Source organism: Sphingobacterium sp. IITKGP-BTPF85 (genome assembly GCF_001006065.1).
Taxonomy (GTDB): domain Bacteria; phylum Bacteroidota; class Bacteroidia; order Sphingobacteriales; family Sphingobacteriaceae; genus Sphingobacterium; species Sphingobacterium anhuiense.
Map to the genome: position 1 here is coordinate 1 of NZ_ASZT02000013.1, position 14,148 is coordinate 14,148.

A 14,148-nucleotide genomic window follows, 5' to 3' on the forward strand; every position below is an offset into this window, starting at 1 on the left:
AAGTCGTATGCTTTCCATTCATTGACCGATGTATTTGGTAATATTCCATATCAATCCTATGGCAATGCAGATCCCGATTTTGAAGCCCTACAGCAAGATCCAGATAACTTGGCGCCTAAATATGCCAGTCAAGAAAAAATCTATAAAGATATCCTGAATGAATTGAAGCAAGCAGCTGATACTTTGATCAAATATAAAGGTGAAAAAACATTTGGTGCATCCGATGTCATTTATCAAGGTGATAATGCAAAGTGGGCGAAGTTTGCCAATTCGCTACGTTTACGCTTAGCAACGCGGATCAAAACAAAGGATGCCAATCTTGCACAAACTCATATTGCTGACGCGATAAACAAAGGCATTTTCACCGCTAACAGTGACAATGCCGTATTTAAATACTCTAAGACTTCACCAAACGAAGCACCTTTATTTCGTGCTACAACATCAAACCGTAGAGATTTTGCAATTTCCAATGTCATTGTTGAGGCGCTACAAGGAAAAAGAGGACCATTTACAGCTGCAGATCCTAGACTTGATAAATATGCAAGACCAACAACTGCAACAAATACGTATTTTGGACAACCCTACGGCTTACCTTTAGCTGCCGGCAACTTATTCCCAGCCGACAAAGTTTCTCTACCAGGCACGGTAATCAATGCTGCAGACTATGGAGAAGTACTATTAGAATATGCAGAAGTAGCTTTCCTGTTATCTGAAAATAGCAATTGGGATCAAACCCAATATGTAAATGGCACACGTGCATCCCTAGAAAATGGGGAGTGGCTGCATCCGACATTACTGCTTACTTAGACAAGCTGCCTGCAGCTAATAAAGAACGCGTACTATCACAAAAATATTTAGCTTTATTCAATCAAAGCATTGAATCATGGTCTGAAGTGAGACGTACCGGTTATCCTTTATTCTTAATTAAAAAGGGAGATGTGGTATGGAGTGGTACTGTAGATGGAAAGCCTGTTACCTATACTTTCAATCCTGAAATCGGAGATGCTATCCCTAGTCGTCTGGTTTACCCGATTAAAGAGCAAAGCACCAATAAAGTCAACTATCAGGCTTCGCTTGCACAACAGGGCGATGATGTGATTACGAATAAATTATGGTGGAACAAATAAGTGATTCCTAATTTTCTTAAAACAAAGCCAATCTGAAAAGGTATGGCTTTGTTTTATTTAAGCATATTTTCTAAACATCTATCTATCAGATCTATGAATTTTAAAAAATATATTTTTCACTAATTTATATGATCTTTCTCATAAAATCAATAAAAATGATAACAAAAGCAGGTTTATCTTAAATGAACAATGGTTTATTATTCTTTTTTATTTAATGACTTTGATATGTCACAAATAAAAAGTAAAAATCACAATTTTGTCTTAACACTGTTAAATCATTTATGCTTATAAGGCATGGCTAGTAAAGATCGCATACAACGTCTTAAAGACGAAAATAGAAGCAATATTCTTGACGCCTCTCTTCAGATTGTAAAAGAAGAGGGATGGCAAGCATTGAGCATGCGTAAGATCGCCGATATCATCGAATATACGGCACCCATGATTTATGAATATTTTGCAAACAAAGATGCTATCTTAACAGAACTTGCTAACCAAGGTTACAGGCTCCTTGCCCAAAAAGTAAAAGAAGCAAAATCTACAGAAACAAATCTGGAAAAACAATTGGAAACTATGTGGTTTAGCTATTGGGATTTTGCATTCGAGGAACGTGAACTTTATCAATTAATGTTTGGTGTCGGAACTGCCTGCTGTGGTTTTGAAAAAACATATAAATGTGCTGAATCACACGGGAAGATGATCAGTGACGTTATCCGAGAAATTATGAAAGAAAAAAATCCTTCGGAAGACTGATCTGTAGAAAGTACTTTACATACTGGTCTATTATACATGGATTAATATCGATCAATCTGGTGAATCAAGGTAATGGAGATATTACCAACCAACAAGTTTTAAAAGACGCGATTTACGGAATTACACGTTCGCTTACTGATTAGTTTTTTTTTACCTTAAATAATACAACGTTAAAAGATTTAACAGCGTTAAATATACCATACCTCAATTTTTTAATATAACATGAAAACACATCTATTACTAGATTTTAAGAGAATTTACGTCTTATCACTTAACAGTGTTAAACAACTTAATGTAGTAAAGGCGCTTTATTTTTTACCTGCAATTTTCCTGTACAGCTGTACCACAGGAACAAGCAAACCAGCACCTCCTCCCCCTGCTAACTTACCGGTAATGACCATATCAAACGGTGAGGAAACAGTCTATCAGGAATATCCTGCTAGCATCGAAGCATCGGCCAACATTGAAATCAGACCTCAGGTAGAAGGTATTTTGGACCGTATTTTTGTCGATGAAGGAGCAAAAGTTAAGAAAGGTCAGGCACTCTTCAAAATTAATGATCGTCCTTATCAAGAGCAACTTAATCAAGCGAAAGCTAATTTACTATCTGCCCGTGCAGCATTAGAAAATGCGTCTTTAGAAGTAGAGAAAAAGACACGGTTAGTCAATAATAAGGTATTGACAGATTTCCAACTCAAAACAGCAATCAGCGCCCGAAATGCAGCAGAAGCAAATGTTCAACTTGCCATTTCAGCAATTGAATCCGCTAAAATAAATGTTGGATATACGTTGATCCGTGCCACATCTGATGGCTTTATCGGAAGATTGCAAAAAAAGCAAGGAAGTTTGGTTAGCCCATCTGATGCACAACCATTAACGGCTCTGTCTGATGTACAGGATCTACATGTATATTTTTCTCTAGGCGAGAATGATTTCATTGCATTCAAAAACAACACAGCAGGAAGCAATTTACAACAAAAATTAAACAATCTTCCTCCGATTAACTTAGTGCTATCTGATCAAAGTATATATGATCAAACTGGTAAGATCGATATGGTGGACGGTCAATTTGACAAAAACACCGGAGCCATTACTTTACGTGCTACTTTCAAGAATCCCGAAGGTGTTTTAAGAAATGGAAATACGGGACGTGTACGATTGCAGAAAAAATATGACAATACGCTATTGGTACCACAAATGGCAACCCTCGAGATGCAGGATAAAATTTCGTTTATACTGTTAACAAAGAAAACAAAGTAGTGCAACAGCCTATCACAGTCATCGGCAAAAGCGGATCCAATTACCTCGTTAGTAACGGCCTTAAAGAAGGAGACCGTATCGTATATAAGGGAATTGATTTGCTTCAAGATGGTCAAGTGATCACCCCACAAGCACTACCTAAAGACAGCATCAACTAAAACATAATACGATAAACAAAATGTTTAAAAAATTTATAGAAAGACCCGTACTTGCTACAGTTATCTCCATTCTGCTCGTCATATTGGGGATCATCGGGATCCTAAAACTTCCTTTGCAACAGTTTCCCGATATTGCTCCACCAGCGGTGCAAGTTACGGCACTTTATCCCGGAGCAAATGCCGAAACGGTACTCCGTGCTGTAGCCCCCTCTCTTGAAGAGTCCATCAATGGAGTGGAAAATATGAGTTACATGAGTTCCACAGCCAGTAATGATGGTTCTCTCATGATTACCGTTTATTTCAAATTAGGAACTGATCCGGACCAGGCTGCAGTCAATGTCCAAAATCGTGTTTCACAAGCCACCAGCCAACTTCCAAGCGAAGTTGTACAGGCGGGGATCACAACCGCCAAGCAGCAAAACAGTCTGATCATGGTATTAGATCTTTATACGGAAGATGAAAGCAAATATGATCAAACTTTTATTACCAACTATGCGCAGATCAATATTATTCCTGAACTTAAACGTATCCCCGGAGTAGGACAAGCTTTGCCCTTTGGCGGAAGTAAAGATTATTCGATGCGTGTATGGCTCAAGCCTAATCAGATGGCGACTTACAAACTGACACCAGAGGAAGTCATGGCGGCCATTCAGGATAAAAACGTTGAAGCAGCTCCCGGAAAATTCGGAGAAAGCAGTAAAGAGGCTTTCGAATTTGTTATCAAATACAAAGGAAAACTTAACCAGCCAAGCGATTACGAAAACATTATTATTCGCTCTAATACAGATGGTTCGGTTTTAAGACTTAAGGATGTTGCCCGTGTTGAATTGGGTTCTTATACCTATGCCAGCCACACTCGAATCAATGGTAAACCTGGACTTAATATCGGTGTAATGCAATTGGCAGGTTCCAATGCCAATGAAATTCAGATTGCGATCCAGGAGTTTATGGAAAAAGCATCATTAAGTTTTCCAAAAGGGGTCAAATACTTAGTGCTTTATAATACGAAAGATGCTTTGGATCAATCCATAGACCAAGTTAAACATACTTTAATAGAAGCTTTTATACTGGTATTTTTAGTCGTATTCCTATTCTTACAAGATTTTAGATCAACACTGATTCCTGCCATCGCAGTTCCTGTAGCGATCGTCGGAACCTTCTTCTTCATGCAGTTATTCGGCTTTTCGATCAACTTGCTGACACTATTTGCACTTGTCCTCGCCATCGGTATTGTGGTCGATGATGCTATTGTCGTCGTCGAAGCTGTACATGCTAAGATGGAGAATGAACATCTGTCTCCAAAACTGGCCACAACATCGGCCATGAGTGAAATCACAGGAGCCATTATTTCCATTACATTAGTTATGTCGGCGGTATTCCTTCCAATCGGATTTATGGAGGGATCAACAGGCGTATTTTATCGGCAGTTTGCTTTTACTTTGGCCATTGCTATTGTTATTTCAGCTATCAATGCGTTGACTTTGAGCCCGGCACTCTGTGCACTTTTTTTAAAGCCTACGCATCATAACCAATCTGATAAAAAGCAACTCAACTTTAAAGAACGCTTTTTTGCTGGATTTAATGTCGGTTTTGATCGATTAACTAAAAACTATATCGGTAGTCTGCGTTTCTTAATTCGTTACAAATGGATTGCATTTAGTGCTTTGGGCGTGATATTACTGCTTACTGTTGTCATGATTCGCAAGACTCCAACTGGTTTTATTCCTTCGGAAGACCAGGGTTTTATTGCAATATCTCTTTCAATGCCAGCAGGAGCATCTTTAGACCGTACATCAAGCGCATTAGCCGAAGCAGAACAACAGTTGCAACATGCCGATTTTACAAAAACATTGAATGTTTTAGCCGGCTTCAATATTTTGACACAGTCAACTAGCCCATCTGCTGGTGTGGCTTTTATCTTACTTAAATCACATAAAGAACGGGGAGCTATAAAAGATATCAATGCTATTATGGCTGATGTTAACCAGAAATTATCTAAAATTAAAGGTGCTAATTTTTTCGTCTTTACTTTCCCAACTGTTCCTGGATTTAGTAATGTTGATGGACTTGATATGGTTTTACAAGATCGAACTGGTGGCCAACTGGGTAAATTTAGTACTGTAGGACAACAGTTTATTGGAGAACTGATGCAACGTCCTGAAATTATGATGGCCTTTACCACATTCAAAGCCGACTATCCGCAGTTCGAACTGCAGGTTGATGACATAAAGGCTGAACAGCTCGGTGTAAGTACCAAAAGTATTTTGCAGACCATGCAGGCATACTTCGGAAGCTCGCAGGCTTCAGACTTTAACCGATTCGGTAAGTATTACCGCGTCATGGTTCAGGCTGACGTACAAGACCGTACCGAGCCCTCTTCTATGGACGGGATTTTCGTTAAAAATCGTCAGGGAGATATGGTTCCTATCAATACGCTGGTTACCATGACACGTGTATATGGTCCGGAGACAGCATCACGCTATAACCTATTCAATTCTATTGGTATCAATGCGATTCCAAAACCTGGATACAGTTCAGGAGATGCTATTCGTGCGGTAGAAGAGGTAGCAAAACAGCACCTCCCTACAGGATATACTTATGAATTCTCAGGTATGACAAAAGAGGAAATTGTTTCGGGTGGACAGTCTACTCTTATTTTCATCTTGTGTTTGATATTTGTTTACTTCCTGCTTGCTGCGCAATATGAAAGTTATATCATTCCATTAGCAGTTATCCTATCTATTCCAACAGGAATCTTCGGCGTATTTGCTGCGATTAGTCTAACAGATATATCTAATAATATTTATGTTCAGGTTGCCTTGGTTATGCTGATCGGCTTATTAGCCAAAAACGCCATTCTTATCGTTGAATTTGCTATTCAGGGACGTAAACGAGGACTTTCGATTGCAAGTGCTGCTCTAAAAGCTGCAAAACTACGTCTGAGGCCTATCATTATGACCTCTCTCGCTTTTATCGTAGGAATGATCCCAATGATGACGGCAGTTGGTCCTTCAGCGCAAGGAAATCACTCTATTAGTATTGCCGCTGCAGGCGGTATGCTCAGTGGAGTTGTACTTGGCCTATTCATCATTCCGGTACTTTTTATTTTCTTCCAATATATACAAGAGAAAGTAAGTCAAAAGCCTACGGAAAAACAAGAATTTGACCAATCAGAAGTGGTTAGAGTACCCGCACATACTAATGTTTAGTGAAACAATGACAAAATTGAAATACATGAATATAAAAGTAAACATACTGATGGCTTTCATATTACCCCTTGTTGTATGGTCTTGTAAAACCGATAAACTGATCAGCAACAAGGATCTTGCTCCTCCCCTTCCTACACAGTTTCGTGATCAAGAAGAAGGAGCAAAAGAAACGAGCATCGGTTCCATTCCATGGCGAGACTTCTTTCAAGACCCTATTTTACAAGTTCTGATTGATAGTGCCATCCATCAAAATGTAGACATGCAACTCGCCATCAAAAACATCGAGTCATCGCAGCTGATGTTAAAACAAGCTAAAGCTAACTATTTGCCAAATTTGCAATTGCAGATAAAGGCAAACAGTACTAATCCATCCAATAACAGTATGAATGGGTTGAGTCTAGGACAATTTCTAGGTCAAAATCATGTTGAAGATTATACAGCATCGTTAGGACTATCGTGGGAAGCCGATCTATGGGGAAAGATCAAGAGTCAAAATACCGCAGCATTAGCTTCTTATTTACAGACCGAAGAAGCAAAAAAAGCTGTACAGACACAACTGATTTCTCAAGTAGCACAGGGATATTACCAGTTGCTTATGCTTTATCAGCTACATGAGATTGCACAGCAAAATCTACGTCTTAGCGACAGTACCTTACGCATTGTCCAACAACAATACGAAGTTGGTGACATCAGTATGTTGGCTGTAGAGCAAGTGGATGCGCAACGTCTTGCTGCGGCCAGTCTTATTCCAGATTTTGAACAGCAGATCCATTTACAGGAGAATGCCATTCAAACGTTGAGTGGTCGACTACCGCAGGAGATTAAAATCAAAGAAAAACTGGCAAATATTCAACTTCCTGACAATTGGTCTGCGGGTGTACCTGCCGATTTATTGAGCCGTAGACCTGATGTTAAGCAAGCAGAACTTGCTGTTACCAGTTCCAAAGCCTATCAACAATATGCTAAAGCTAGGATGTATCCTTCCTTAGTTATCAGTGCCGAAGCTGGAATCAATGCTTTCAAAAGCAGCAATTGGTTCAACATACCAGCTTCCCTATTTGGTGCTGTCGCAGGAAGCCTTACCCAGCCTATATTTCAACGTCGTGAACTAAAAACACAATATGAAATCGCACAAATTGATCAAGAAAAAAATGTTATCCGATTTAGACAAACAGTGATCACAGCAGTTGGTGAAGTATCTGATGCTTTAATTTCAATACAGAAATTAAAAGAAAAGCAACGCATCACTTTAGAAAGAACCAATCGATTGAAGAAAGCTATTCAACATGCCGATGTGCTTTTCGAAACCGGGATGGCAACTTACTTGGAAGTCATCACAGCTCAAAGCAATATGCTACAAAGTGAATTGGAACTTGCACAAGTTAAGAAGGCAGAACTTGCTGCTGTTGTCGATTTATACCGATCTCTAGGTGGTGGCTGGAATCAATAATTAATATATACAAGTATAACAAAGGAGCAAGTTTTATGAGACCTGCTTCTTTGTTATTTTTAAAACTTATATAGCCCTTTTTAAAAATTATTAATTCTACAGATTATCTTTTCCCCACCTCTTAACCTTTTCTATCCACTTTTTTCGCAAATTTTCATCAGCTGTTTTTACAATACCGATGTAGCTTACCTTTATTGGAGTAACACCACAAAACTGCAGTGTTGATTTTTTCAACTGATTGATACTTGGTCTTCCATAGATAAGACGGTAATACCAGCCCGGCTGATCCAATGTCGTAATGATATGCCCAGTTTTACCTTTCAACAGTCGATCCCAAAATATCGAATCAGATCGATACTTAAAAGCCATACCCGGTAAAAACAAACGGTCTATAAATCCCTTCATTAAGGCAGGCAATCCGCCCCACCATACCGGATGTACCCATACAAGATGATCTGCCCACAAAATAATTTCCCAAGCTTTGATTAAATCTGGTTCTAGGTCCATACGTTTGTGATAACCATATTGGAGATTAGGATTAAATTCCATATCTGCTATTGTAATCTCCTTTATTTCGGCTCCTGATTGTTCGGCTCCTTCAATATAGGCTTTTACAAGAGCAAAGTTTAGTGCATCTTTATTAGGATGTCCATTGATAATTACTATATTTTTCATTAGCGTCATTAAATTTGTAAACATTACATTTTAGCCACATCCATTAATATATTTTTACATTAATGGTTTTATATTCCACTAATTGTTGCTGCAAGTCCTGTTTTTTATGCAATTCATGCGCAAAATAGACACGATTATTAAAAACATTTTTGCAAAGAGATTCAATATGTATAACTGTTGATAAGGCAGTCAATTCAGCCTGCCCTTTCTCACTGAGCACACTAATTTTCTTAAATTTTCCATCAGTATTTGCTACAGTAATTTCGAAGACTGCTAAATCTCCATTTCCACTCGATCCGAAAACTTTCTTCCTAGTATTAAGAGACAGGCTATTAAAAATTCCAAATTGTTGCATCGTCCCTAATAACCAGGTTATAAATTTAGAATTATAGGTCATCTTGACAGAGACGTCTGAGATTTTTTCAACTTTATTAAGGATATACAAATCCGGTACGTCGAAATTATAAATTTGCCGACGGCCGATTCCAAACCCAAAATTAAAATAATCGGTATCCAAAAAATGTTTAATCTGTACGGGCTCATTGTTCTGGTATCGGACAAAAGGTTTGGCAACATTTTCTGCCATAAAATGAGCTGAACTTCTCCTGCAAGATCTTTAACAGAATAGTAAACGGCTACATCAACTTTTTCAATATCAGTCATGCTGTTTACATTCGCCTTGATCAAACCAGCAATTATTCCTCCCATCCAACCCGATGCAAATACAATCCGGCTATTGATATCATGACCTACGAGCGAGTGGTAGGCTTTCATCAATGCTGGAGTTGGTTTTGTAATATCAATATAATCCAAATGGTGTTTAACCGCAAAATGTAAAACATTGTCTTCGTTATCATTTACACTCAACACAATAATATCTATTTTTTTATCTAAAATAGACTGAAAAGTATCCGGTTGGTTGACATCAATCGTTAGTTCATTATTTTCCACAGTAGCTTTCCGACTTCCCACGAAGAGGTCAGCATCAGGATTTCTGGATTTAAGTATCCGATAAATAGTCTTCCCTACCAATCCTTTACCTCCAATAATTAAGATATTCTTTTGCATATTTTTTTTATACAAAAATATCGCTGAAAACTTAACCTCTACAGGACATATGTCTAAAAGGTAATTGTGACATAAGAACAGTTCTGACTATAAAGATTAATTTTCTGGTTAGTATTAAATTAATCTCAGACCTCTTCTTTTTCAAAAATTAATAAGGGTAAGGGAGCATCCGGTTGTCAGATATAAAAAGGGATACTTGTTGAAGTACTGAAATAATAGGATTTAGTTTTTCTACAAATTACGGCATAGTATTAAAATTTCTCGGAACATTAAAAAACAATCAATATGTTAGGTTATTTCATTGGACAAGTTTGTAAATATCGGCTAAGCGTATGCGTACAAAATCTCGCTCGCGCCTTCCCTCACTTGTCCTATCAGGAAATTAACATACATCGTCATAATTTCTACCAAAATCTTGCCCGTATTATATGGGAAAATTTTCATCCTCGTCAGGTAAAAATACATTTATCAGAATCAGCCCTTGAAACGATCAATAGGCTCCAAAAACAACGAAGTCAAGCTATACTGTTATTAGGTCATTACGGAAATTGGGAGCTGATAACGAAAATACCACAATTTACAAACATACCTACACAAGCTCTATATAAACCTTTAAAAAACAGATTTTTAAATTATTTAAGTTATAAAAAAAGGACCAAACATGGTATGCGCCTGTTGCCTGCTCAACATGCATTAAGGATACTTTTACGGGAAAAACAAACTCCTTCCATTACATTATTTATTGCAGATCAATTTCCTGGACATGACAATGGAATTGCTGTTGAGTTTTTACAACAAACTACCTTCATGTTTTCTGGTGCAGAAAAGCTAGCAAGGCAACTAAATACATCTGTAGGATATGTTTCCTTACAACCTTTAAATAAACTAGAGTGGGAACTTGATATTAAACCGATATGTGATCATGCAGCAGCAACTTCAGAAGGATTGATAACTAAGCAATTTGCGTCCATGCTGGAAAAAAGCATACAAAAAGACCCTAGTTGGTGGTTGTGGACACATCGCCGTTGGAAATAAAAATAAAGGGTAAAGTACCTACCAATTGTCTTAATAAAAATTAAATACTTCATATGATCAGAAATTTTGAAATTAAAAAAACAGTGCTTTTCGCATTTATAATGGTTATTTCCTGCCAATTTGTGGATGCACAAGTACAAATAGAAATGAAAACCGAATATATTGGAAAATCGGACTACCGAAAATCAGAGAACGAAAAAAGCGAAAAGTAGGTGATAGTCAAGGTGCTGCTATGGTTCACCAGGCTAACATTACGATTCCTCTATCTTTGAAATTGAACGAAAATAAACGTCCCACACTCTGGGCTATAAGTGCGAATGGTGCTTATGCAAAGCTGGACAATAAAAACTTTACAGCGCCCTTAGTCGTAGATGAAATATTAAATATTGGGATGAATCTAACTCATTTGAGACCTTTGAACGACCGGTGGTCTATACTGGCGACTATCGGTGGAGGTATTTTTATGTCTAATACTGATTTTTCACAAGCAGGATTCAAAAATGTACTTGGCAATGTCGGAACTGTTTTCATTCGTCACTTAAAACCAAATTTGGATTTAGGCGGTGGCATTATGATCAACAATTCTTTTGGTTTCCCAATGGTCTTTCCTGCCCTTTATCTCAACTGGAAAACTGAGGGGAAATATGCAGTAAAGATAGCTCTTATGCAGGGCTTAGAAATGGCGGTAGGATATGATTTGACGAAAAATTTCCGGTTAAATCTTATCGCAGAAATGAATGGCCAGACAGCTCTACTACAACAAGAAGGAAAAGATAAAATGTTTTCACATTTATATATGATTGCGGGTTTTCGTCCAGAAATAAAAATAGGAAAAAAGATATCAATACCGCTAACCGTTGGTATGAATCTTTGGCGACCAGCTCAGATCACAGATAGAACATTGAAAAGTATGTTTCAAGATAAAGAGTATTATTTCAGAACATCTCCCTATGCATCGGCAGGTTTAAAGATGAATTTATAATAAAGCAAAAGGAGTCAGATATTATCACTGTAAATCTGGCCCTTTAATATAAGAGGCAATCTTTATTCAAAGATGCAAGACAAGGAATAGCTATAATAAGTTTCTAAAAATTATTAATATACCCATCTAAACCTTAATGATTGCTTTTTATTCATTAAGGTCACATTAATAAATCAATATCACATTAGTGACTAAGAAGTAATCTCTTTTCGTATACGACTCAAATGTCGTTGCGTAATACCTAGGTAGGAAGCGAGATAATGTAATGGGATTTGCAAGATAAATTCTGGTTGATTTTTGAGCAACGATGCATAACGTTGGGCGGCAGTTTCCTTCTGCAATTGAAAAACCCGTTTTTCCAATTCTAGATATTGCTGTTCTGCTATTATCTTAAGAAACATAGTCCATATCGGCTTCTCAAGAACCAATTGATCAAGTTTATTTTTCTGAATCACATATAATTCTGTCGGCACAATAGCCTGTATGGCTTCCACACTAGGACCACCAGTTATAAAAGAAGAATAGGCCGCCATAAGATCATTTGGAAATCGAAAACAATAAGTAATATCGTCACCATTTGGAGTTGTATAAAAGGAGCGAAAGATCCCAGATCGAATAAATGCCACTTCATTACTTTTTTCATGCTCACGAGCAAAATATTCTCCTTTATTCAACTTTCTGATCGTAAAAAGTTGAAGAACTTGTGCAATCTCCTCTTCCGAAAAAATTCCAAAATCACGAAAAAATGCTGCTATCATTTATGCTCTATATCTAATTTCTGTACGTTCTAACAAAATTATTATTACAAAGCTACATTTAATCTTTTGCAGATAGATCTATTCATGCGCTTTAGTTATTCGTTTTACATTTAAGCCTATAAAATTTATTTTTTGTAATTTTGAATCAATAACAAAAGACTCATTAAAACAGAATATACATTGGAAGAACTACAGTACAGCAAGATATATGGAGCAGAAAACGCGGGTATTCCGTTAGTAGTTATACACGGCTTATTTGGCATGTCCGATAATTGGGGAACATTTGGCCGCAATTTTGGAGAAAAAAGACAAGTGCATCTTTTGGATCTTCGTAATCATGGGCGCAGTTTTCATAGTGAAGAGATGTCTATCGAAGTTATGGTTGATGATCTATCTGCCTATATCGCATCTATTGGAGCGGATCAAATTGATCTTATTGGACATTCATTAGGTGGTAAAGTTGCCATGCAATTTGCTATAGATCATCCTGAAAAGTAGCTAAATTGATTATAGCTGATATTGCCCCCAAATCCTATCCTCCGCATCATGAAGATATATTCAATGCACTAAGTGCCGTTAATATTGAAACTGTCGAAAATCGTAAAGATGTACAGATAGCACTTGAGCACTATATTAAAGAACCAGGAGTTGTCCAGTTTTTATTGAAGAACGTGTATATCAAAGAAGACCGAAGTCTAGGGTGGCGTTTCAATCTAGACGTTCTGAAAGGTAAATACACTTCGTTTATCACAGTAGGTGTCAAATCAGGTATATTTAAAGGACCTACTTTATTTTTGGCTGGTGAAAAGTCACAATACATCCTGCCCGAAGACAAAGCAACTATCGAAAAGCAGTTTCCAAAAGCCATAATAAAAACAATCCCTAATGCAGGACATTGGGTGCAGGCAGAAAACCCACAAGCATTTGATGCTTTTGTTGCCGAGTTTTTAAATCAATAAAAAGAAGTTTCTTATAACTTTCTTTTCTAAAAAAGGTTTCCAAAACAGGAAATTCTAGTAAAATATAAAGCCTCTTGAAAAAATCAAGAGGCTTTATAGTATTATTCTTCATCTCTTCATCAAGTATACACCTAAAAATTTAGTCTCTTATCAAAAGTACTCCTTCTTGAATACCAAAATCATTCTTCTGGTTCTGATTTTAATATTGTTAGACACGCATTAAGATATACTCCTATTTAACTAAGACTAGTGAAGTAATTATACAGATATTACATAGAGATAAAATAGAGGATATATAGAGCTTTACCTCTACGAACCCTCTAGAAACCCTCTATTATGACTCAATAAAATCTTTATAAGATATAGATCAGCTCATCACATGTGTACAAGAAAGTCTAGCTGAAAAGTGCTTACATTTTTAATTCTCCGGGAGAAATACCGTAATATTTTTTAAATGCGCTACTGAAGTTATTTTGATGTCCATACCCCGTCAACAATGCTACTTCATATACTGTCTTTTTATCCGCTAACAAATAATTTTTAGCTTTTTCCATACGTACACGTGTTAGATAATCGTGAATAGTAACTGAGAAATATTCTTTAAAATCTTTACGCAGTTTACTTTCACTGGTTAACACTTCTGCAGCCAGTTCTTTTTGGGTCGGTGGATTTGCGATACGTTGCTCCAGGATGTGTCGTGCCATTTCAAGCCGTTGA

At 37.2% G+C, this 14,148-nt stretch carries 15 protein-coding genes and 1 pseudogene; 11 read left to right on the forward strand and 5 right to left on the reverse strand.

The genetic code is table 11. The features are described from left to right. Positions 1-21: 21 nt before the first annotated feature. From L950_RS04235 to L950_RS04255, 7 genes and pseudogenes are all read left to right on the forward strand, one after another. A pseudogene (locus L950_RS04235) lies at positions 22-866 on the forward strand (SusD/RagB family nutrient-binding outer membrane lipoprotein); the annotation flags it as partial. A 9-nt stretch (positions 867-875) separates the two neighbouring features. After that, positions 876-1,127 (forward strand): SusD/RagB family nutrient-binding outer membrane lipoprotein, encoded by a 252-nt coding sequence (locus L950_RS34945; protein WP_410528090.1) that lies wholly within the window; start codon positions 876-878, stop codon positions 1,125-1,127. Between the two features lie 294 nt (positions 1,128-1,421). Continuing rightward, on the forward strand, positions 1,422-1,877 hold the full coding sequence (locus L950_RS04240) for a TetR/AcrR family transcriptional regulator (RefSeq protein WP_021187824.1): 456 nt from the start codon (positions 1,422-1,424) through the stop codon (positions 1,875-1,877). A 222-nt stretch (positions 1,878-2,099) separates the two neighbouring features. Further along, on the forward strand, positions 2,100-3,137 hold the full coding sequence (locus L950_RS04245) for an efflux RND transporter periplasmic adaptor subunit (RefSeq protein ID WP_316930529.1): 1,038 nt from the start codon (positions 2,100-2,102) through the stop codon (positions 3,135-3,137). Then, positions 3,137-3,295: a hypothetical protein gene (locus L950_RS36240; RefSeq protein WP_316930530.1), complete on the forward strand. Its 159-nt coding sequence runs from the start codon at positions 3,137-3,139 to the stop codon at positions 3,293-3,295. The genes L950_RS04245 and L950_RS36240 overlap by 1 nt, the downstream gene beginning before the upstream one ends. 20 nt (positions 3,296-3,315) lie before the next feature. Then, positions 3,316-6,504 carry an efflux RND transporter permease subunit gene (locus L950_RS04250; protein ID WP_031286871.1) on the forward strand — a complete coding sequence of 1,063 codons (3,189 nt, stop codon included), beginning with the start codon at positions 3,316-3,318 and terminating at the stop codon, positions 6,502-6,504. A 7-nt stretch (positions 6,505-6,511) separates the two neighbouring features. Next, the gene (locus L950_RS04255) at positions 6,512-7,954 is read left to right on the forward strand and encodes an efflux transporter outer membrane subunit (protein WP_231576849.1); all 1,443 of its coding nucleotides are present in this window, start codon (positions 6,512-6,514) and stop codon (positions 7,952-7,954) included. 96 nt (positions 7,955-8,050) lie between these two features. On the opposite strand, the gene L950_RS04260 is transcribed toward L950_RS04255, so the two are convergent. Genes L950_RS04260 through L950_RS04265 form a run of 3 tightly spaced genes read right to left on the reverse strand, consistent with a single transcriptional unit; the run spans position 8,051 to position 9,697 of the window. Beyond that, positions 8,051-8,629, reverse strand: coding sequence for an NAD(P)H-dependent oxidoreductase (locus tag L950_RS04260; RefSeq protein WP_021187827.1), 579 nt, complete (start codon positions 8,627-8,629; stop codon positions 8,051-8,053). A gap of 43 nt (positions 8,630-8,672) precedes the next feature. After that, the gene (locus L950_RS29425; protein WP_197086237.1) at positions 8,673-8,984 is read right to left on the reverse strand and encodes a hypothetical protein; all 312 of its coding nucleotides are present in this window, start codon (positions 8,982-8,984) and stop codon (positions 8,673-8,675) included. A 38-nt stretch (positions 8,985-9,022) separates the two neighbouring features. Beyond that, the gene (locus L950_RS04265) at positions 9,023-9,697 is read right to left on the reverse strand and encodes a hypothetical protein (protein WP_197086238.1); all 675 of its coding nucleotides are present in this window, start codon (positions 9,695-9,697) and stop codon (positions 9,023-9,025) included. Positions 9,698-9,982: 285 nt separating this feature from the next. On the opposite strand from L950_RS04265, the gene L950_RS04270 reads away from it, so the two are divergent. After that, positions 9,983-10,732, forward strand: coding sequence for a lysophospholipid acyltransferase family protein (locus L950_RS04270; protein WP_021187828.1), 750 nt, complete (start codon positions 9,983-9,985; stop codon positions 10,730-10,732). Between the two features lie 232 nt (positions 10,733-10,964). Next, positions 10,965-11,714 (forward strand): DUF6268 family outer membrane beta-barrel protein, encoded by a 750-nt coding sequence (locus L950_RS04275; protein ID WP_231576850.1) that lies wholly within the window; start codon positions 10,965-10,967, stop codon positions 11,712-11,714. Between the two features lie 191 nt (positions 11,715-11,905). Here the strand turns inward: L950_RS04275 and L950_RS04280 are convergent, their stop codons facing one another. Next, positions 11,906-12,472: a Crp/Fnr family transcriptional regulator gene (locus L950_RS04280; RefSeq protein ID WP_021187831.1), complete on the reverse strand. Its 567-nt coding sequence runs from the start codon at positions 12,470-12,472 to the stop codon at positions 11,906-11,908. A 180-nt stretch (positions 12,473-12,652) separates the two neighbouring features. Between L950_RS04280 and L950_RS29430 the strand changes: the two genes are divergently transcribed. Further along, positions 12,653-12,970, forward strand: a complete 318-nt coding sequence (locus L950_RS29430) for an alpha/beta fold hydrolase (RefSeq protein ID WP_197086239.1) — start codon at positions 12,653-12,655, stop codon at positions 12,968-12,970. Between the two features lie 5 nt (positions 12,971-12,975). Continuing rightward, on the forward strand, positions 12,976-13,431 hold the full coding sequence (locus L950_RS29435; RefSeq protein WP_197086240.1) for a hypothetical protein: 456 nt from the start codon (positions 12,976-12,978) through the stop codon (positions 13,429-13,431). A gap of 410 nt (positions 13,432-13,841) precedes the next feature. Here L950_RS29435 and L950_RS31870 read toward each other — a convergent pair whose 3' ends face one another. Then, positions 13,842-14,135 (reverse strand): helix-turn-helix transcriptional regulator, encoded by a 294-nt coding sequence (locus L950_RS31870; RefSeq protein WP_021187832.1) that lies wholly within the window; start codon positions 14,133-14,135, stop codon positions 13,842-13,844. Positions 14,136-14,148: the final 13 nt, after the last annotated feature.